Source organism: Ruminococcus sp. 210702-SL.1.03 (genome assembly GCF_020559915.1).
Lineage (GTDB): Bacteria > Bacillota > Clostridia > Oscillospirales > Ruminococcaceae > YE71.
This window is the reverse complement of the sequence record NZ_JAJCLZ010000023.1, coordinates 1-19,822: the sequence shown is the minus strand read 5'-3', so window position 1 is coordinate 19,822 and position 19,822 is coordinate 1. Positions and strand designations below refer to the sequence as shown.

Genomic DNA, 19,822 nt, shown 5'->3' with positions numbered 1-19,822 from the left:
AACAGGAGTGTCAAGCTCTGCTATTCTTTTATCAATAGTTTCTTATAACTCCTGTCGATCCCTATCGCCCCAAGCGGAGCTGTGATCAGTATCGCAAGCACCGCCACCGATAGCACGATCTTTCCGCATGGCAGACCAAGCGACAGCGGCACCGAGCCGATAGCCGCCTGCACCGTCGCTTTCGGAAGATAGGCTATCACGCAGAAGATACGCTCCCTTGCGTTCAGCTCCGTACCGAGCAGACACAGACACACGCCCACAGCCCTGAAAGCAAGGGCTATGAATATCATCAGCACCGCCATTCCGCCTGCCGACAAGGTATAACGCACATCTACCGCCGCACCCACAAGTATGAACAGCATGACCTCAGCAGCTATCCACAGCTTGCCGAACTTCTCGGACAGCCGTGAGGATACTTTGCTGTCCGTTTTCAGCTTGACAACGCAAGCCATAGCCACAACAGCAAGCAGTCCCGATAATGCAATATAGGGCTTTACAAGCGATTCAATGCTCATCAGCAGAAACGCAGTACCAAGCAGGATAATGACCTTCGTGCTGTTCCTTATCTTGTGCTTGTGCTGATATGACCGATCAAACAGCAGATACAGTCCGCTCCCGACCACCGCACCGAGCAGAACGCCAAGCACAATGGATATGGGGATATTCAGGAAGTCCGTGACCTTTGCCGAGCCGCCCTGTGCCATAGTTACAAATGTGGAGAACAGCACGATCACAAAAATATCATCGCAGGACGCTCCGGCAAGTATCATCTGGGGTATGCTTTTTTTCGTACCCCATTTATCCTCAATCAGCTTCACCATTCGTGGTACGACCACCGCAGGAGACACCGCACTCAGCACTGCCCCCATGACGGCTGCTTCGATACGATCTACCCCAAGCAAGATAGGTGCAAAAACAACATACCCGACTATCTCACAGCAGGCAGGCACAAAGGACATCAACACCGCAGGTCTGCCGACTTTTTTCAGGTCAGACAAATACAGCGAAAGCCCTGCCTTTATCAGTATGATGATGAGGGCTATCTGCCGAAGCTCAGAGGATATACCGAGTATTTTCGGATCGAGAAGATCAAGCACATAGGGGCTTACAAGAATTCCAATAGCGAGCATACCGATGATGCGTGGCAAGCCTATCCGTTCAAAGAGCGCAGCGGCAGAAAGCCCGACAAGAAAAATGATCGCAAGTGATAACAGCATAGAAATTCCTCCAATAAAAATAAAAAAGCCGACAACTATTGCGTAAAACGCAGAAGTCATCAGCTTATGATAAGCGGTTTCGGTTTCCCGTGGGAGAACATCATTCCCGATATTCAGTTTATATTATGATTATACCACGGAACTATCTATAAGTCAATCTGTTTTTTCTTCTTTTTCAAACTCTGGATACGCACCGAGCATTTTTCTGACCTCAGCAAGATACTCACTGCGAGTTTTCACGGGAGACAGCAGCTCAATACCGTCACCGTAGCTCATTACCCAAAGAAAGAACCTCTGATTGACACCAACATGAACGGTAATTGTCACACTCTCGTCAGTTTCAGAGTATGGGGAAATTGAAGCATAGTCCCCGAAATGTTCAAGCATATCGTCAAGCAGATACCGTTTCACTCTGAGCGTGACATACTCAAAGTATTCAGGCTCAAACATATCAGTCACCAAGCCTTCGGGCTTTTTCTCCTTTGGCAGCCGAGTGTGTGAAACATCACCTCCCACGATACTCCTCATACGGTCAACACGATAGATACGCCAGCGTTCATCTGCTTCGTTATAGCATTTCAGGTAGATACGCTCATTGAAATATACCACCCTCACAGGCAGAAGGTCACGCTTCTTCTTGTAATACTTTATCTTCTTGTCAGTATCGTACTTCCCGTACTCAAAGTTTATCTTCCTGCGGTCAGCGATCAGTCTGTGTATCAGGTCTAAGTTTTCGAGCAGATCAAGCGACGGCGAACACTTTTCATTGAGAGTGATCCTGCTGATGAGCTGTCTGATCTCGGCATCTGAACACATACCCTCAAACTTCTTGATGAGTTGCCGTTTTTGCTTTGAAGTCAGGAACTTGTTTATGGAGATAGAATCCACAATGAAGCGTATCTCATTGAACGAGAAGCCTTTATCTATCAGTGCGTAGTAAGCTGTATTATGCTCACGGTTATATTTAACGATGTGATTACCCGCATTGGTGAGCCTGTCAAGGTCACGGCGAATGGTCACATCATTCACCCTTGTCAGATTACAGACATTGGCAAGGTGGTCTTGAATTTCCTTGATAGAAACCGACTTCTTTTCATCAGTGTATCTTGACAGATAATCGAGTATGTATATAATCCTCTCCTGGTCCATAGAAAGCACCTCCGCATACAATCAAACGCCCTGTCCTAAATTCTTATTTGGACAGGGTGAATATCATCAACAGACCTCGCTGTTCTGAACCCTCAGATGGGTGAGGTTCTTTTATTATTCTATCATATTGCTCAGGCGACTTCAATCGGGTTCGGTATATACCACCACTATGTTCGGTAAGTTGTAGTATTCTGCATTTTGAAATGTAAATTTTCTGTGAACTCTCATACTTTTCTTGCCCGTTTTTCTATTAAATGTACTTGATAAGTGAGGGGCTTTTTCAGCCGCAGTCGCAAAGCTCCAATTCCTCTAACGGAGAGAGGAAACTTCCAAGAGCCGCAGGCTCAAATTGAAGTCACGCACAGAGGGCGTGACTCAAACCCAGCAAGCACGGTATCTCCGCATTACAATTTCTGAAAAATTGAATGTTCCGATACACCGCTTGCAAGAGGGACACCCCTTGAACCCCGAAAAGAAAGGAGAGGATAAAAATAGCAGAGAACGAACCCCACAATCGGTATATGCAGATACGCCTAACCGAAGCAGAGTACGAAGCCATTGAACGCAAGTTCCGAAACAGCGGATTGAAGTCACGGAGCGAGTTCATCAGGGCGATGATCTTTGAGGGCTACATCGTTCATTTTGACGAGGAGAAGTTCGACAAGATATACAAGCTCATTGGCAGTATCTCCAACAATGTGAATCAGATAGCCGTGAGAGTGAACAGCACGGACAAGATCTATGCCGAGGACATCGTGAATATCAAGGAGGGGCAGGACAAGATTTGGCAACTACTAAACTCTTTGCAATCAAAACTACTGAGGTTAAAGCGTTAGCCTATATCGCCAATCCCGAAAAAACCGACAACGGCAGGCTCATATTCACATACGGGTGCAGCTCTGATCCTGCACAGGCAAGCAAGGATTTTGAAGCCGTCCGAGCTGGTGGAACGGGACTGAACACCGTCCTCTCTCAGCACTATATCCAGAGCTTCAAACCTTGCGAGATCACGCCTGAGCGAGCATTGGAAGTCGGCAAGGAATTGTGTGAGAAATTTCTCAAGGGCGAGTATCAGTATTTCCTTGCAGTCCATACCGACACCGACCACATTCACCTCCACTGTATTTTCAACAATGTGAGCCGAGCAAACGGCAGAACATTCGAGTCGAATATGAATCAGGGCAAGGTCAAAGACCGTGCGTGGAAGAAGCTCCGTGACCTGTCGGACGAGGTGTGCAAGCGGCACCATCTCTCCGTTGTCGAGCGTCCCGAAATGGGCAAGGGTAAGAGCCATTGGGAGTGGGATATGAACCGTCAGGGACTATCGTGGAAGGCAAAGCTGAAATTCACGATAGATCAGGTCATAAAGGAGAGCGAGGACTTCGATGATTTTCTGCGGAAGTGCGCCGATTTCGGTGTGCTTGTTGAGTATAATCCCGACCACAAGATCGACCTGAAATTTATGCTTGCGGAGCAGAAGGAACGCAATCCGAGAGCGAAGATGACCAGAGCGAAAACGCTTGGGTGGTTTTATGAGACTGAAACGATCAAGAACCGCATCGCACAGTATCAGGGCGGTTGGATCTATGTGCCGAGAACGAAGATAAAAGAACGGACGGTAAAAGCCCCAAACAGGTTTGTTCAGGATGCTATCGACCGTGGCAATATGAAGCTTGCCAGTATCGCAAAAAATGTAATAGCCGAGTATGGTGTAGAGCCTGATCAGATAAAGCAGGCGGCTATATCGGAATACGCACACAGCCGAGGACTTCTCTCCGAGCTGAACAACATGAAAACGGAGATCGAGGACTTGCAGGTGAAGCTGAAAGTCCTGCGGAAATACCGCAAGCTGAAAGTGTACGGCGAGGAGCTGAAAGCCCTCAGCGGAAGTGCTGCAAAGAAGTACCGCAAGGAATACAGCGCAGAGCTTACCGAGTACGGGCAAATTCGCACTAAGGTGTTGGAACTTTACCCCTCCGGTCATATCCCGACCGTGGAGAGCCTGGACAAAAAAATAAACGCCCTTATACAAGAGCGTTCATTGAAGGATCAGCAGTTTCGTGAAGCGGATAAGCGGGCGCGTGACCTTGCCGATGCACAGCGTACCATAGAGGAGTTTCTCCGTCAGGAACGCAATGAACAGCAGCAAGACCGCAAGCGTAAGAAGAATGGGGATTTGGAGTGAGTATGCGATGACCGCTATCTAATCTTACTCACACCCGTAACCTTATAGTCGTAATGAGTCTTTCCGTTTTCATCTTTTACTTGAACTCGTTTACATTGTACGGCGTATTTTTTGCCGTGATGTCCCTTGCCTCTATGTTCAGCTATATCATCATGTGCAGCGTGCCAGCATATGTAGCGGTTATATTCGGTGTCATTGGTATATTTGGGATGCGTAATGCGTGGGAACAGTTCAACAATGATTTGATCAAACCCATTGGCATGAGAAATAACATCTATCCATTTATCTGTAGTATTTACGTTATTAGCTTTGTCTCTGACAATGTAAACACAAGTTGCCTCGCCGGATTCATTATAAAGTGTAAATCCAGCATCATTAAAACGTTCATACCATTTTTCCATATTCGTCTACTCCTTTTCTCGAAACCATCTCAGAAGTCTACACCCTAAATCGTTGATTTCCAGATACCACCTTATCGGTGTACAACTTTTATCATAACGAACGGTTGTTATGCTGCTGAGACCATTCAAAACGTGCAATGCTAAGCATTCTTGACCATGAGGATACCATGAAGCGTCAATAATTTCTTGCGGAACATCGTTACTCAAAGGAGCGCCACTTCGTTCTCCATCGGCTAAGTGAATACAGCCTTTTTCAAGGATAGGCAGGACGATAGAGGCTTTCTTCATATCAATATCAAAATCAAATCCAAATTCATTATCAATATCGTAGTCAGTATGTGGGACGTGTCCACTGTCAAGGAATTCGATAACTAAATCCTTAGAAAAACGAGTTACATCGAATAGTTCTTCTGGATATAATTTCAATACTTTCAAAAGAAACTCAGGTTGAACATATTTCAGAAGATTCCGTAGCCCATCAGCAAGGTTCATGTATTGAATACTTCCTACCTTACATATAAAGTCATAAGGGATTTTGGTCAAAGATTCATCGAAAACTGTTTCCCAGTCGGCATAGTCTTTTAGTATATCAGGATAGTAAAGGCAGATAAGCCCGAACAGTTCCTGCTGATTAAGGTTTAGATGAAGTGAGTGAATGATACTAATCAATTCATCATCCTCCTCAAACAGAAAATATGGGAAATTATCCTCTCTCATCGAATCATTTTCACGATTCAGCTCGGATATAAGCGATGTTTCCGGAACATTAAACAGATATGCAAGCCTTTTTAGGTGAGTCGGCTTCACCTTTGTTCTGCCGCTTTCCCAATTCTGTATGGTAGTTTTACTAACTTCCATTTTTTCAGCTAACTGTTCCTGTGTCATCTTTGAGTAGTTTCTCAATCGACTGATATAATCACCAAACGTGTTCATGGTTGACCTCCTGAGATTAGTATACCAAAAGCATTTCTCTATGTAAACTAAGTGGAATTGAATTTTATAATAAATCTCACTTAGCTTTATTATATACATTATTCAAGAGAATGTCAATAAAAAACAGATGTACTTGGGAACAGCACATCTGTTATGGATTCTGATTATTCGTTTGGCTTAGGATGGTTTTTCTGATACTCCTCCAAAGCCGTGAGCAGCAGCTTATTCACGCTCATACCCTGAGACTCCGCATAAGCCTTGATCTTTTCACGCTCACCCTTTGGGACATTGACACGGATATAATCGTAATGCCCTTTGAGGTACTCCGTGTTCGGAGCGGATTTCTTCCGCTTCTTGCTTGCAGTACAATCCTTGCAATACTTCTGAGAGCCGGAGGACACGGTGTAGGTCTTACCGCAGATTGGACAAACCTGTTCGCTGCCGATCTTAACAGCAGAGCCGGACTTCTTCTTCTCCGCATACGCACGGTTACGGGCAGCCTGAGCCTTATCACGGCAATAGATACAGTATTTGGCACGGGTGTTGTTCGTCTCAAACTCCAGTCCGCACATCTCACATTTATGCTTAAACAAAGGTTATCCCCCCTGAATATAGGTCTTTACACCTATTCTATCAAAAGTTGGGTGCAAAGTCAAGTATAATCCGAAATTTAGTCAAATCACACTGGGGAAAACCGAAAATCGGGGTGCTGATTGCTGCGCCCCTACAAAGATTCCAAAACGCAGAAAATTATACTTGACATTGGGTGTAAAGTCAAGTATAATAAAAGCACAACAGAAACACAGAAACCCGAAACCACGAAAGGAAGGTAAATCCTATGTTAAACAAATTCTTAGTCGCTGGCAGAATGACTGCCGATCCTGAAATTCAGACCAAAGGCGAGAGCCGTCTTTGCAAGTTCACCATTGCCTGCGACCGCCCGAAGCGTAAGGGCGATGAGACTGCCGAGACAGACTTCTTCCCCTGCACCGCCTGGAACCGTAACGCCGATGTGATCGTCGATTGGTTCGGCAAGGGCGATATGGTGACACTCGTCGGCTCAGTCCACAACAACCGCTATGAAAAGGACGGTCAGAAGCGTTCTTCTATCGAGGTCAAGGTCGAGGAGATCCACTTCTCAGGTGGTAAGAAGCGTGAGAACACCGCACCGACCGACAACGGCAACCCATACGCAGGAACAGAGGACGATCCGCTGTTCTGAGCCGAAAATCACAGGAGGATAAGAAAATGGAAACTACTATCATCGCAATCAGCAACCAGAAAGGCGGTGTCGGCAAATCCACCACCGCATACAACCTCGGAGCCTGCCTTGCCCTGAAACACGATAAGAAAGTGCTTCTCATCGACTTTGATCCGCAGGCAAACCTCTCCGAATACCTCAAATACGAGCCGGACGGCAACCCGACCATGACACAGCTTATCATGTCATTCTACACAGGAACTCCCGTGACCGCAGACACAGCTCAGAGAGCGATCCGCCACAGCGAAACCGCAGGAGTGGACTACATTCCCGCCGACATCAACCTCGCCAATGCGGAAACGCTCATGGTCACGATGATCTCTAAGGAGCATATTCTCCGCAGGATACTTACGGAAGATGTGGTCGAAGCGTATGACTTCGTGCTGATCGACTGTCTGCCGTCCCTCGGAACGCTCCTTATCAATGCTCTTACCGCTGCGGACAGAGTGCTGATACCCGTGCAGACACAGAAGTTCAGTATGGACGGCTTGCAGTCCCTTGAAGCGCTCACACAGCTTGTCAAGGCAAACACTAACCCGAAGCTGAACCTTATCGGAGTGCTGCCAACAATGGTTGACCGCACAAAGGTCAGCAGGACGGCTATCGAAACCCTCAACGAAAAGTACGGCGAAATGCTGTTCAGGACAAGCATCAGCAAGTCCATTGAAGCGGCGAAAAGCTCCGAGAACGGCACACCGCTTTGTCTCACAGGTCACAAGTTAGGTCAGGAATATGATGAATTGGCACAGGAGGTGCTTTCAAGATGTTAAGTATGTCAGAACTCGCTATGAACCCTAACCGCAAGGTCACTACCGTCTGCTACGGCAAGAAGCAGGATTGGGACGACCGTGAAGAAGCTCAGGCGTATTTCCTTGAAGCGATGATGAACAGCGACGGCGCAGAACATGACCGCTACTCCGGCATCTACATTCAGCTTCAGAATGGGCTTGACTACTGCACCGATGAAGATGATGACGAGGAGGACGAGTCATGAAGCCCTTTGACACCGACAAAATGCCGTGGCTTTTCACTCCCCACGGCGATGGTGAGCTGAACGAGTATTTCAGCACCGACCACAGCAAGATCATCGCAGAGACTTCAAAAGAAGTGCTTGCAAGCCTTTCCGAGAGCCGTGACAGGCTCTCAGGAAAGCTCTGCTACGAATTTCACTACAATCAGCGCAGATATAAATACACGCTCCTGCGGTTTGCAGATATGATCGTCCGTGCCGATGTTTCGATCAAGAAGCTGAAAAAGCGTATCATGGAGCTTGATATTGACAACCGTGAGCTGAGAAAACAGCTTGCGGATATGGAAAGGAAGATGAAACGATGAATACACCGCAGTTTGACCTGGGAACAATGCTCTCCGCACCGCAGACCGCTATTCAGCAGATACCGTGCGATCAGCTTCACCCCTATCACAACCACAAGTTTGAGCTGTATTCGGGCGAACGCCTTGAGGATATGGTCGCCAGTATCAAGGAGAACGGTGTGCTGTCTCCGATCATCGTACAGCCTATCGAGGGCGGTTATGAGATACTGATTGGTCACAACCGCTGGAATGCATCAAAGCTCGCAGGACTGCCCACCGTGCCGGCTATCGTCAAGACGGGTTTGACCGAGGAAGAAGCTGAAATGTATGTGATCGAGAGTAATGTGATGCAGCGTGGGTTCGAGAACCTCCGCATCAGTGAACAAGCTGCCGCTGTTGCACTCCGTCATTCCGAAATGTTCTCTCAGGGCAAGCGGAATGATATTCTGAGGGAGCTTGCAGTCCTTGAAAATCCGTCCGCAGAACCCGACACCGCAACTTTGAATCCAGTGGGTTCAAAGTTAGACACAAGCGAGAGCGTCGGCAAGGAGTACGGCGTGAGCAAAGGCTCTGTTGTTCGCCTTATCCGCATCAACAAGCTGATCGACGAGCTGAAAGCCCTTGTGGACAGCGGAGATATTGCTATCCGTGCAGGAGTGGAGCTTTCTTTCCTGTCAGAAGATACGCAAGCGGTCGTTGCCGAGTGTGCCGAGGACAGCAAGATCGACATGAAGAAAGCGAAAATGCTCCGTGCATCTGCCGATGATGAGGGGAATATCAAACGCTACACCGTTGAAAGTATCATCAGCGGAGAGGACAGCGAAGCGAAGCCGAAGCCCAAGAGCGTGAAGATCAGCAATGATACCTATACCAAGTATTTCAGCGAGGGTGTCAAGGCGAAGGAAATCACGGAAACTATTGAAAAGGCACTTGCTTTCTACTTTGAAAATATGGAGGAGAACTAACATGAAGAAGTTTATCACAGCGGTATTCTGCACCACACTTGCACTCTGCTCAGGGCTTACCGCCTACGCTGCCGATAACCTTGACCGTGACTACATTGAAGCCGAGATTTGGGAGGATATGTGGAACGGTAAGGGCGATAACGGGCTTGACTATCCCGAAGCATCGTACAAGCACCATCTGCTTGACAAGTGGCTTGATGATAACTACGGAACAGGCGGATATGACTGGACCGATGTGGGCGAGGTCACACACGGCTACCGCAGATACTACCGTGACCTGATCGGCGGCTGGGACTTTGAGGACGATAACGACGGTAACTGGACCATTGAGACTGAGGATAACTTTTACAGCTTCACGCTCCTGAACGGTACTTGGCAGATGATCGACCGCAACGGTGACACCGTGGACACCTTTCCTCCGTTCAGTACGCTGAAAGACGAACCCGAAGAAAGCACAGGCGGTCATCAGATCAACGATAACGGCGAGGACAGTCCGAGAGTGATCGGAGAGGTCGCAGGAGGAACGGAAACGGCTTCTGAGGGCGGTTCTTCCGCAGAGGGCAACGATACCCCCGACAGTCCGTCAAGCGTTTCTGAGGGCGATTCCGAGCGTTCTGGAGCAAATCCGCTTGCGATCATCGCAGGAGTGGCAGCTCTCGCAGGAGTCGGCGGTGCTGCCTACTACTTCACAAGGAAAAGGAAGTGATGATATGATTTTTCACAGCAAACAAAAATTCAACGGCGCTCCTGTGTGGGAAGTCGATACCGACACACAGACGGTTCGTCACCGCAACCCCAAGACGGGCAAAACGGAGCGTTATGTGTTCCACACCGACCACATTCGCTACTATCTGCATCACATCGAGGAAAAGCGGCCCGATCTCTTGCAGGAGATCGTGGACAAGGGTGAAATTTACAAGCACCTTGACGAGCTTGACACAAAGGTCACGGACGCAGTAAACCGTCAGACTGAGCTTCTTATGCAGTCGAGCCGTGACTATCAGGTAGCGGTCATGTCGGGGCGTATCGACCAGTCGGGTGCTATCGGCAATCTGCTCCGTATGCAGGCGCAGAGAGCCGTCAATGAAACGATGATCTACTTATGGAGGGACGAATAATGTTTTGTGCGAACTGTTACAAGGAAATTCCGGCGGACAAGAGCTATTACAAGCATCAGGACACCAATCAGAGCTACTGCTCCCTGGACTGCCTGAACGACCACATGATCTATACTCACACGATCACCCTTGAAACGAGCGAGGGTGCGGAAACCACCGAGGAACAGGACAATGACGAGTGAGGACTTCATCGAGGACTTGCGGAGAAACGGCGTAAAGCTCATCAAAAATGACGGCTCTCTTGCTGAGATTCCGTCCGACTTTCTGAAACGAGCCACAGAGCTTTGCAATCAGCTCAGGTGCAGCTCGATCACCTATGATATTGCTGATCCGCAGGACGGAGAACATACAAAGCTGAGGGTGCTGGATTGTGGGTATGTGGAATAATAAGAAACGGATAGCCGTCTGATGAGGACGGTCTATCCGTGTTTGCATGAAATAATAAAGCTGTGTTTTTAGTTAAGATTATGGTTTCCTTTGAATAGATGGAGATATTCTCTTGCTTCGTCCTGAAATGATGCGTCCTTATCTTTAATTGCTTTCTCAACATATTCGCATAAAACATCATAAAATTCTTGATAAGAGAGAAGTGTAGTTGGCGGTTCACTCATATTGAAAGCCTCGTCGAAAACCACTCCGTCAAACTTCCTGCCACCTAAGTATTCAATATCAGATTCGGTCATCGTTGCCGCTTCAAAAAACTCAGTAGTTACCCACCAACCATCTCCGCCGATTCCTTTGTCACGGGTAAATCCTTTAAGAGCATCCATAAATAAACGAGGTGAATTAAGGCTTGCCAGCCTACATACCTGTTCCATGAACTCATTTACAAGTTCATAATTTTTCTCATTCAAAGCCATTATTCACACCTTCACGCATAATACAGATTGCAACTTTTACACTATTATACCAAACCGCCCCGAAAAAGTCAATCTCTACACACTTTTTCACACCCTTTTCATTGCATTATACCGCCATTTGTGCTATAATCAGGATATAGAGCAGATCGGAGGTGAAATGCAATGGATAACGAAACCGAAGAATTAGTAAACCGTGCATTATACAAGCAGATCAAATCAATGAACCGTGCCGAAATGGAGACTTTCGTGAGGAATGTCTTTGCTCAGGGTTATCAGAGAGCCGAGGAAGAAACGCACCCCATTGATTATGACAGCTTACGAGCCGATCTGAGCAAGATCAAAGGTATCGGAGAAAATCGGCTTAACGAGATAATGACGGTCATCGACAAACATATTGCATTCAATAACGATGAATAGGAGGAATTTCCTTGACCGTTGATACCAAAGAGGTAGTTACCACGATCGCCTATATGATTGGTGTCCGAATGTCGGCACTCACCGCAAGCTATGGGGAATGTGCCGAGCTGATAGACAAGCTCAAAGCCGACCGTGATGCTACTGCTATACGATATTTATGTAAGCTGAGAACCGTACTGATGCAGAAGTTCAAAAAGACTGATGACCTGATACGGTTTGAGCTTAAAAACCTGCATAACATCGAGTGGTATGACCACGACAACATCAAGCAGCTTGAAAAATGGGGATTTACCATTATTCAGGCAAACTCACGCTCTGAGAAGTATATGCAGGAGTTTACAAGGCTCATCAATGAAAACATTGACAAATGCTCCCGTTTGTTCTATGACTGGCTGAATTGGGAGTATATCCGAGACTTGTTCTTTGTCCCGAAATACAACAAGAACGGTGTCATGAAGCATGAGTTCACCAAGTACATGGCGAACATCGAGCATTACCCGTTTCAGATGTATATTCACTGGCAGCCTGCCGATGTGGGGAGCATCGTCTATTCCGACCGCAAGTTTCTGAAGATTATCTACGGTCAGCATAATGACAGCTTCACCGACTCCACGAAATATCGGGACGCAGACGATGAAACACGAAACAATATTTATAAATTTATCGACAGTGCCGAGAAAACTGCGATCGCCGTCGATTGTGAGAACTCCAACCCGTACAAGCTGTACAGTGTGCTGAAAGGCTTAAATCCCGAAGAACTTGCCAAGATCGAGAAAATAACGCTCTATGACGATCCGCACACCACAGCAGGCTGGGACTGGCTCTCCAAATTTACGCAGATACCCACCGAGCATATCGAGATCGACCGTGTGACCGACAGAAAGTCCCTGGTCGATGTGCGAATGACTGCAAGCGTAGTCACGGACTTCTACCGTGACGGCATCACATCATTTATCATCGTGTCGAGTGATTCCGACTTTTGGGGACTCATCGAGAGCCTGCCGAAAGCCAAGTTTCTCGTTATGTACGAATATGAGAAGTGCGGAACGGCGATCAAGAACGCCCTCGCACAGCACGGCATCTACTACTGTGCAATAGATGACTTCTGCACCGCAGGAACGGAGGATATGAAGCGAGCTGTTCTCTTTGCGGAGCTTGAAAAGCATTTGCCCTCGCTTGTCGGTGAGAACCCTCTGGACCTTACCCACAAGATCTACGAAGCCACAAGAGTGACTGCTACCATGAAGGAAATGGAGAATTTCTGCAATCGGTATGTCAAGACCTTGCGGCTCAAGGTGAACTCCGAGGGAAAGTTTGAGATCGAAATACAGAGATAACGAAAAAGGACGGTTTGTGCCGTCCTTTTCGTTATATGGGGAACTTTGACTCCAGTGGGATCGAAGTTAGATATTCACTCAAAAATAATAAAATCCACCATTGCCGCTTTGTATTTTGCATTTTGATGGTACGTTTATCAAACATCTAAGAGCATCGGCGTAATCATTAGCCGGAGAAGCAAGCCCGATTGTTCCCGTTGTCCAAAGAAGTGTGTTTATCACCTGATATGTTGATGGCAGTAACATAAACAGTATCATAGGAATTATTCCAAGCAAAACAGGCAAAAGACTTGAAACAATAAATGCACCTTTGCTGACGGCTGCCGAACAGAAAGCACTCGGTGTACCGCCTTTAATGGATATTATTTTTGTGCTGTTCTCAGGATATGGAATTAGATGAAGAAACTCATGAAGCAGTAACAGCAAAGCACCAATTACAGCTCCCAATAATATGAAAGGTTTGTTTAATACTGCTTCACCGTTGTTTAGCACATATTGCTTAACAAGAAGTAATGAATATCCAACTGTTATTCCAAGAAATCCAGCAATTATAGCTATCGTTTTTGATCTATCCACCATTAGTCTTGCGTTATCAGGTAGTGGTTCATATTCATATCTGTAATCAGCTTTTATTATTCCTATAAACTTATACATTAAGCTCTCCGTTTCGTATATCAAGGTTTTTTGTTATGTCAACAACATTTTTCCATATACACGAATACCAGTTCATCATCAACGGGTTTTCGGTCAAAGATCTTATATCCCACTTTTTCATACAGCCGTATATTATCAACGCTTCTGGTACTTGTAAAAAGCTCAAAACGCTTGTCGGGATAGCAGTTTTCTATCTCCGAGAGAAGTTTTGTGCCATATCCTTTGCATCTGTGATCAGGGTGAACCATCAGTTTTCCGATATAAACCGTTCCGTTCTTTTCAGTAGCACGGACTGAACCGATAATAGAACCATTTTCATCTGTCAATTTCAATATGATACCATTATTGAACTCCTCAATGACCTCATCTAAGGTCTGCTTCAACGGAGGAATATCTTTGCTGCCAAACAGTTCAGCTTCACTCTGGTAAGCGAGGTATTGTAAAGCAAGTATTTCTTGCAGATCATTATATTCAGCACGTTTTATCACAGTTCTGCTCCCATCAGTATGACCTCAGTTTCCTTTTTGAAGCCATATTTTGCGTAAAACTCAGGCAGAACGCCCTCTCCGGCGGTGATAAGGTGGACTCCCACCATACCCTGCGCCTTTATATCCGCAAGGCACTTTTCAAGCAGTTCCTTTGCGATACCTCTGCGCTGATATTCGGGATCGACAGCGAGATCGTTGATATCAAAAGTCCTGCCATAATGGAACAGCATTGATGTTCCGAGGATAAAGCCGACGACCTTGCTGTCAAGGACATATTCAAGCCCATAGGCTTGCTTTGACTCCAACAGCTCCCGAACGTGAATGACCGCATCTTCCGGTTTCCACGGATCATTCCACGGCTCTCCCGAAAAGGCTTTTGCATATATGTCACCATAGCGCTGGATATGCTCCATAGTGATCGGTCGAATGTTATCTTTACTCATGATCGTCCTCCGTTACAACAAAAACTAAGCTTATTACCTTTTATTTCAAATATAAGCCGAGAATCAGCTCTTTTAATGAATCAGCAACAGGCTCGTTTTCTACGCCGCCTTCATTATCCAAATCTTCTATGAATATCCTGCCTGTTTCGACTTCATATAATAGGAATGAACAGGAATAAGCATCATAAATGCCAATAGGCATATATCTGTTCAGATCGCCGTCATATGATACCCACCTTTTAGCTTCTGCGATTAATCCGCCTGAACGTAAAAGAAAATCATCAGGCTTTTCGCCTATGTGCCTGATTGCTGAAAACAACATGAAACATTCAGGCAAGTCTTTATAATAGCCGAATACACCCGGCTGCCAGTACGCATTGAGATAATCTGCAATATCCTTTGGCAACTGGTAACCGATCTCACGATTGAAAATCTCAAAATCAGAGTGTTCCTGTCTTGCAACAAATATTTCACCTGCATTAAAACGACGCATTAGTTCAGGATCAACATTTGATAATCGTCTGCCTACCGGAAAGTGATATATATTTATCCCTTTATACCGCACTATATCCATGTAATGCTTGATCGCTTCTTCCATCATTTCCTCCTATATCTGCATAAACGCAGGCTTCGGCTCAGGATAGTCCGTTGCTTTCTCCATAACCATATTCGTCAAAGCCTTTTTCGCTATCCTGCCTGGATCACCGTCAGGACGCACCCACTCACGCAAGCTGTCTTTACCGAGGATAAGTGGCATTCGGTCATGGATAGAGCTTACAGGTTCGACCGATTCTCTTGTCAGCACGGCAAACATAGGTATCTGGACACCTCTATGCTCCTCAAAGCGGTACAGTCCTGCAAGGTATGTGATCTCAGAACCTTCCGGCTGTATCGCATACTTTTCTTTTTTGATGTTCCGCTGTTCATTTGCGTTATGGTAGCCGACCTCAGATGGCGGTATGCCCCATTCGTAGTACCAAGATGCGGGAATCACGCATCTCCGCCTGAACCAAGAGTCTTTCCATACGGGCTTCTGGTCCGCTGTTTCGATACGGCAGTTGATAAGCGGTTTTGATGATTGTTCGACCGTGAAGCCCCATATCATCGGGAACACCGCCATATTGCCTTGCTTATTCGGAGCAAACACCGCTGCCATATCGGTAGGACGGATATTGCCGGACATTTCCGCCGAACGTGACATAGTGTTCCTGATCGTATTCGCAAGCGGCAACTGCTGTGCCTTTGTGATGATTGGTGACAGCGTGGATCTTTCTGCATAGAACCAAGTACACATGGGGTTCGCTCCTTTCTTATTTGCTATGCTAAATCATAATTTATCTGATAAAGATTTTATATAATCACTTTTGTTTCCGTTCCAAAGACATATTGTGCATTTCCCGTCTTTGAAAATATGCTTACAATTTTCATATCCATATAACCAATAAGCGCATTCTGGACATAATTCTTCCATTTTAGATTTTGATTTTAGAAACTCACTGCCGCATTCTACACAAGTTCCAATTATATTATTCTCCATACTATCACCTATAAATTCCGATTTGGCGAGCGTTCTCGCACATTGATTAAATTACCTACTATACCACAATCAGCCGTGCTTTTCAATCCAGTATACGAAAAAACGGGAGCAACCCTGAGCGAGTCGCACCCGTTACAATACCGTCAAATCAAAGCTCAATCTTATCGGAGAAATCACCGTTGATAACGTAGTAAACAGCCTTATCTTCCGGCTTGATGTAAAACTCGATAGTCTTGACCTTGCCCTTGAATTTGCTCTTATAATCGGCTTCAACTGCCTTCTTTATTTCAGCGAAATCATATTCATCGCCACCGAACTGGACCTTGACTGTCTCAACGGGAGCAGTCGCTCTTGTAGTCTTAGCTGCGGTCTTTGTAGTGGTCTTAGCCGTAGTTTTCTTCTCAGCAGCTTTCGCAGGAGTCTTGGTAGCTGTTTTCTTAGCAGGAGCTTTCTTTGCGGCAGGCTTCTTTGCAGGCTTTTCAGCCGGAGCTTCTGCAGCAGTCTCCTTGACAGCTTCGGTCACAACCTCTGCCTTGACTTCGGCAACAGGTGCGGTTTCAGTTTTCTTCTTTCTTGGCATTGTGGATACCTCCGATCTATTAGATAATTCTATTATAACGCTATTTGAGCCATCTGTCAACCCACCAACAGGCGATATTACGCTGTTTGAATCAGATTCAAACAGATTGATGACCTCAATGCCTTTCTTCTGCGCCATACGCACCGTCTGTCCTGTTCCGCTGCGGTAGTGTTTGGGATTCCAGTAGCAGATACAGTAATCAGATGCAAGCTCCACAAGACGGGCATTTCTTGCTTTCATACAACCGTTATAATAGCGATCAGAGACTTGTTCTGCGCTGTCAGCAAGACCGAAAATATGCAGATATTCCGTTTTCTGTGCTTCATTCCACTTTGTAGACTGCTCCTCAAATGGACAAGGCAATACAAGGTGCAGTTTGACCTCTGTATAGTTCTCACGCAGTTTCAGAACGGTCAGGGCAGCGAGAGCGTCCCACCCCACAGCTCCGCCCGTGTAAAAGTCCGTGACCTTTTGCTCTGTCACGAAGCGTTCAAGCAAAGCGTAGAGCCGAGCTGAGAGCGTTTCTTTATCCTCAGCTATGGTTCTGTGTCCTGTAAAGCAGACTGATTTGTTCATAGTGCAACACCTCCACACCTTCTATTATACTATATCGGAATAGATAAGTAAATAGTTCGGGGCTTATGAATTATAAAATCCGAACGAAAGCATTATAATAATAGTAAGGACACGGTAAAGGAGATTCGGAGAAATGGAGTACGGAACAAGGTTAAGAGAGATACGCAAGGCAAAGGGATTTAGTATGTATAAACTTCACAAGGAGTCCGGCTTGTCTCAGGGGCATATCAGCGACTTGGAAAAGTGCATCAATCAGCCCACGATCGAGACACTTCAAAAGCTGCTTACGCCTATGGGCGTTACCCTTGCCGAGTTTTTCAACGAGGAAGGAGAGGTTTCTATCCTTACTGATACAGAGAAAGAGCTTGTGGCAGGATTCAGAACACTTCCCGAAGATAAAGCAGACCTTGCCTTACAGATGATAAAGGCTTTGAACAGATAATGACGGAAAACGCTGGCGGTGCGCCAGCGTTTTTGTTTTAGGGGAACTTTGAATCCAGTGGGTTCAAAGTTGGTATGATTTATATATCACAGGTTGGTCTGAACGGTTAACTGCTGATTGATGAAAATTTCAAAATTTCGTCTAATTCCACTTGTATTTTTGACGGAATTATGGTATAATTATCTATGTATATCACTCACGCTGTACCTGAGCATGAGTGAACTGAAAATAGGAGGAAACCATAATGCCTGCAAACGAAAACAGTAAAGACCTTTTGAGCGTTCTTTGGGCTGGTGCAGATATTCTGCGCGGTAAAATGGACGCTAATGAATATAAGAACTATCTTCTCGGAATCGTATTCTATAAGTATCTGTCCGATACATTCCTGACACACGTTTATGACCTTCTCAATAACGAAAAGCCCGAATCTATGGCAGAAGCACAGGCAGCATACGAAGAAGTTTACAGCACCGAAGATGCCGAGGAACTTCTGGAGGACATCAAGGAGAGCTACCACTATACTATCGAGCCTGAGCTTACATATACTAAACTTGCAGAAGCGGCAAGCAAGAACGCTTTTCAGCGTGAAATGCTCAAAAAGGCATTCAATCATGTGGAGCAGTCCGATCCTATCTTTGCAAATCTGTTCGCTGATGTTGACCTCTATTCCACAAGACTTGGCTCCGGTGAGCAGAAGCAGTCTGCTACCGTTGCAGAGGTAGTCAAGAAGATCAATGAAGCCGACCTGCTGAACCATGAGGGCGATGTTCTCGGTGATGCTTACGAATACCTTATCGGTCAGTTTGCAAGTGAAACAGGAAAGAAAGCCGGAGAATTCTATACACCGCAGGCAGTTTCACAGATCCTTACCCGTGTTGCGATTCAGGGACAGGAGGACAAGCAGGGACTTCTGGTGTATGATGCTGCTATGGGATCGGGTTCTCTGCTTCTGAACGCAAGAAAGTTCTCACACAAGCCCGACTATATCCGCTATTTCGGTCAGGAACTCAGCACGACCACATACAACCTCGCCCGAATGAATATGTTCCTGCACGGAGTTGATCCCGAAAATCAGACGCTCCGTAATGCTGATACGCTTGATGCGGACTGGCCCACGGACGAAGAAACGGATTTCGATATGGTGCTGATGAATCCTCCGTACTCCGCAAAGTGGTCTGCGGCACCGGGATTTTTGAATGACAGCCGTTTCTCCGACTATGGTGTGCTTGCGCCGAAGTCCAAAGCAGACTACGCATTTCTGCTTCACGGCTTCTATCATCTGAAAAATACAGGTACTATGGCTATCATTCTGCCCCACGGCGTTCTGTTCCGTGGTGCTGCCGAGGGCAAGATCAGACAGAAGCTCATTGACAGCGGTGCTATTTATGCCGTTATCGGTCTGCCTGCAAACCTGTTCTATAACACTTCTATCCCGACAACGATCATTGCTCTGAAAAAGAACCGTGACGGACGTGATATTCTCTTTATTGATGCTTCACAGCAGTTTGTCAAGGGCAAGAAGCAGAACTCCATGAGTCCTGAGAACATCGACCATATCATCGAGCTTTACACAGCCCGTCAGGACGTGGAGAAAGAAGCGCACCTTGCGACTTATGAGGAGATCAAGGCGAACGACTACAACCTCAATATCCCTCGTTACGTCGATACTTTTGAACAAGAAGAACAGATCAGCCTGAGCGACCTGGCAAGCGAGTTTTCCGACATTTCCGCAGAAATGGACACAGCAGCCACCGACCTTATCACACAGATGGGCGAGCTGACCGCTGCCGATGCTGATACGAAGAACGAGCTTGCCGATCTGATGAAGGTATTGGAGGGCATATTATGAGCAATACACCACAGATCAGATTCGCCGGATTTACCGATGCTTGGGAACAGCGTAAGCTGTCTGATATGGTCGAGAGAGTGACGAGAAAGAACGAAA

Annotated in this window: 27 protein-coding genes and 1 riboswitch; of the genes, 15 read left to right on the top strand and 12 right to left on the bottom strand. The window is 46.3% G+C overall.

What is annotated here, in order from left to right; all coding sequences use genetic code 11:
* Positions 1-20 precede the first annotated feature (20 nt).
* Both LI114_RS10660 and LI114_RS10655 read right to left on the bottom strand, forming a co-directional pair.
* Positions 21-1,217 carry a cation:proton antiporter gene (locus tag LI114_RS10660; protein WP_092983227.1) on the bottom strand — a complete coding sequence of 399 codons (1,197 nt, stop codon included), beginning with the start codon at positions 1,215-1,217 and terminating at the stop codon, positions 21-23.
* A 43-nt stretch (positions 1,218-1,260) separates the two neighbouring features.
* Positions 1,261-1,334: riboswitch (Fluoride riboswitch) on the bottom strand.
* Between the two features lie 36 nt (positions 1,335-1,370).
* Entirely contained in the window at positions 1,371-2,366 is a 996-nt protein-coding gene (locus tag LI114_RS10655) for a helix-turn-helix transcriptional regulator (protein ID WP_092983225.1), read from the bottom strand.
* A gap of 485 nt (positions 2,367-2,851) precedes the next feature.
* Between LI114_RS10655 and LI114_RS10650 the strand changes: the two genes are divergently transcribed.
* Positions 2,852-3,202, top strand: a complete 351-nt coding sequence (locus tag LI114_RS10650; RefSeq protein ID WP_319638306.1) for a plasmid mobilization protein — start codon at positions 2,852-2,854, stop codon at positions 3,200-3,202.
* Positions 3,151-4,551: a relaxase/mobilization nuclease domain-containing protein gene (locus tag LI114_RS10645; protein WP_092983221.1), complete on the top strand. Its 1,401-nt coding sequence runs from the start codon at positions 3,151-3,153 to the stop codon at positions 4,549-4,551. The genes LI114_RS10650 and LI114_RS10645 overlap by 52 nt, the downstream gene beginning before the upstream one ends.
* Before the next feature lie 14 nt (positions 4,552-4,565).
* Here the strand turns inward: LI114_RS10645 and LI114_RS10640 are convergent, their stop codons facing one another.
* The 3 genes from LI114_RS10640 to LI114_RS10630 form a co-directional block, all read right to left on the bottom strand.
* Positions 4,566-4,952: a hypothetical protein gene (locus LI114_RS10640; RefSeq protein WP_092983219.1), complete on the bottom strand. Its 387-nt coding sequence runs from the start codon at positions 4,950-4,952 to the stop codon at positions 4,566-4,568.
* A 6-nt stretch (positions 4,953-4,958) separates the two neighbouring features.
* On the bottom strand, positions 4,959-5,885 hold the full coding sequence (locus LI114_RS10635; RefSeq protein WP_175444949.1) for a helix-turn-helix domain-containing protein: 927 nt from the start codon (positions 5,883-5,885) through the stop codon (positions 4,959-4,961).
* Positions 5,886-6,049: 164 nt separating this feature from the next.
* A complete protein-coding gene (locus LI114_RS10630) occupies positions 6,050-6,478 on the bottom strand; it encodes a hypothetical protein (protein ID WP_092983215.1) in 429 nt (142 codons plus the stop codon).
* Positions 6,479-6,723: 245 nt separating this feature from the next.
* Between LI114_RS10630 and LI114_RS10625 the strand changes: the two genes are divergently transcribed.
* From LI114_RS10625 to LI114_RS10585, 9 genes are read left to right on the top strand one after another with little or no spacing between them, the layout of a single operon-like run.
* Positions 6,724-7,107 (top strand): single-stranded DNA-binding protein, encoded by a 384-nt coding sequence (locus LI114_RS10625; protein WP_092983213.1) that lies wholly within the window; start codon positions 6,724-6,726, stop codon positions 7,105-7,107.
* Positions 7,108-7,133: 26 nt separating this feature from the next.
* Positions 7,134-7,916, top strand: a complete 783-nt coding sequence (locus LI114_RS10620; protein WP_092983211.1) for a ParA family protein — start codon at positions 7,134-7,136, stop codon at positions 7,914-7,916.
* Positions 7,910-8,140 (top strand): hypothetical protein, encoded by a 231-nt coding sequence (locus tag LI114_RS10615; RefSeq protein WP_092983209.1) that lies wholly within the window; start codon positions 7,910-7,912, stop codon positions 8,138-8,140. The genes LI114_RS10620 and LI114_RS10615 overlap by 7 nt, the downstream gene beginning before the upstream one ends.
* Positions 8,137-8,481 (top strand): hypothetical protein, encoded by a 345-nt coding sequence (locus tag LI114_RS10610; RefSeq protein WP_002852006.1) that lies wholly within the window; start codon positions 8,137-8,139, stop codon positions 8,479-8,481. The genes LI114_RS10615 and LI114_RS10610 overlap by 4 nt, the downstream gene beginning before the upstream one ends.
* On the top strand, positions 8,478-9,425 hold the full coding sequence (locus LI114_RS10605; protein ID WP_092983207.1) for a ParB N-terminal domain-containing protein: 948 nt from the start codon (positions 8,478-8,480) through the stop codon (positions 9,423-9,425). The genes LI114_RS10610 and LI114_RS10605 overlap by 4 nt, the downstream gene beginning before the upstream one ends.
* A 1-nt stretch (position 9,426) precedes the next feature.
* Positions 9,427-10,131, top strand: a complete 705-nt coding sequence (locus LI114_RS10600; protein WP_092983205.1) for a hypothetical protein — start codon at positions 9,427-9,429, stop codon at positions 10,129-10,131.
* Positions 10,055-10,543: a hypothetical protein gene (locus tag LI114_RS10595; protein ID WP_227220641.1), complete on the top strand. Its 489-nt coding sequence runs from the start codon at positions 10,055-10,057 to the stop codon at positions 10,541-10,543. Before LI114_RS10600 ends, LI114_RS10595 begins: the two co-directional genes overlap by 77 nt.
* Entirely contained in the window at positions 10,543-10,725 is a 183-nt protein-coding gene (locus LI114_RS10590; RefSeq protein ID WP_092983201.1) for a hypothetical protein, read from the top strand. The genes LI114_RS10595 and LI114_RS10590 overlap by 1 nt, the downstream gene beginning before the upstream one ends.
* Positions 10,715-10,930, top strand: a complete 216-nt coding sequence (locus tag LI114_RS10585) for a hypothetical protein (protein WP_092983199.1) — start codon at positions 10,715-10,717, stop codon at positions 10,928-10,930. The genes LI114_RS10590 and LI114_RS10585 overlap by 11 nt, the downstream gene beginning before the upstream one ends.
* A 68-nt stretch (positions 10,931-10,998) precedes the next feature.
* On the opposite strand, the gene LI114_RS10580 is transcribed toward LI114_RS10585, so the two are convergent.
* Positions 10,999-11,403, bottom strand: a complete 405-nt coding sequence (locus LI114_RS10580) for a hypothetical protein (RefSeq protein WP_092983197.1) — start codon at positions 11,401-11,403, stop codon at positions 10,999-11,001.
* A gap of 162 nt (positions 11,404-11,565) precedes the next feature.
* Between LI114_RS10580 and LI114_RS10575 the strand changes: the two genes are divergently transcribed.
* On the top strand, positions 11,566-11,820 hold the full coding sequence (locus LI114_RS10575; RefSeq protein WP_092983195.1) for a hypothetical protein: 255 nt from the start codon (positions 11,566-11,568) through the stop codon (positions 11,818-11,820).
* Between the two features lie 11 nt (positions 11,821-11,831).
* Positions 11,832-13,157, top strand: a complete 1,326-nt coding sequence (locus tag LI114_RS10570; protein ID WP_227220640.1) for an NYN domain-containing protein — start codon at positions 11,832-11,834, stop codon at positions 13,155-13,157.
* A 78-nt stretch (positions 13,158-13,235) separates the two neighbouring features.
* Here the strand turns inward: LI114_RS10570 and LI114_RS10565 are convergent, their stop codons facing one another.
* The 6 genes from LI114_RS10565 to LI114_RS10540 form a co-directional block, all read right to left on the bottom strand.
* Entirely contained in the window at positions 13,236-13,811 is a 576-nt protein-coding gene (locus LI114_RS10565) for a metalloprotease family protein (RefSeq protein WP_074743090.1), read from the bottom strand.
* A 38-nt stretch (positions 13,812-13,849) separates the two neighbouring features.
* Positions 13,850-14,299, bottom strand: coding sequence for a GNAT family N-acetyltransferase (locus LI114_RS10560; protein ID WP_074743088.1), 450 nt, complete (start codon positions 14,297-14,299; stop codon positions 13,850-13,852).
* A complete protein-coding gene (locus LI114_RS10555) occupies positions 14,296-14,742 on the bottom strand; it encodes a GNAT family N-acetyltransferase (RefSeq protein WP_074743087.1) in 447 nt (148 codons plus the stop codon). Before LI114_RS10555 ends, LI114_RS10560 begins: the two co-directional genes overlap by 4 nt.
* Before the next feature lie 40 nt (positions 14,743-14,782).
* On the bottom strand, positions 14,783-15,343 hold the full coding sequence (locus tag LI114_RS10550; RefSeq protein ID WP_227220639.1) for a hypothetical protein: 561 nt from the start codon (positions 15,341-15,343) through the stop codon (positions 14,783-14,785).
* A 6-nt stretch (positions 15,344-15,349) separates the two neighbouring features.
* A complete protein-coding gene (locus tag LI114_RS10545) occupies positions 15,350-16,036 on the bottom strand; it encodes an SOS response-associated peptidase (RefSeq protein WP_074743083.1) in 687 nt (228 codons plus the stop codon).
* A 391-nt stretch (positions 16,037-16,427) separates the two neighbouring features.
* Complete coding sequence (locus LI114_RS10540; protein WP_227220638.1) at positions 16,428-17,435, bottom strand: DUF6465 family protein; 1,008 nt, start codon at positions 17,433-17,435, stop codon at positions 16,428-16,430.
* A 133-nt stretch (positions 17,436-17,568) separates the two neighbouring features.
* Between LI114_RS10540 and LI114_RS10535 the strand changes: the two genes are divergently transcribed.
* Both LI114_RS10535 and LI114_RS10530 read left to right on the top strand, forming a co-directional pair.
* Positions 17,569-17,877, top strand: a complete 309-nt coding sequence (locus LI114_RS10535; protein ID WP_074743079.1) for a helix-turn-helix domain-containing protein — start codon at positions 17,569-17,571, stop codon at positions 17,875-17,877.
* A gap of 244 nt (positions 17,878-18,121) precedes the next feature.
* A complete protein-coding gene (locus LI114_RS10530) occupies positions 18,122-19,726 on the top strand; it encodes a type I restriction-modification system subunit M (RefSeq protein WP_164150211.1) in 1,605 nt (534 codons plus the stop codon).
* Positions 19,727-19,822 lie beyond the last annotated feature (96 nt).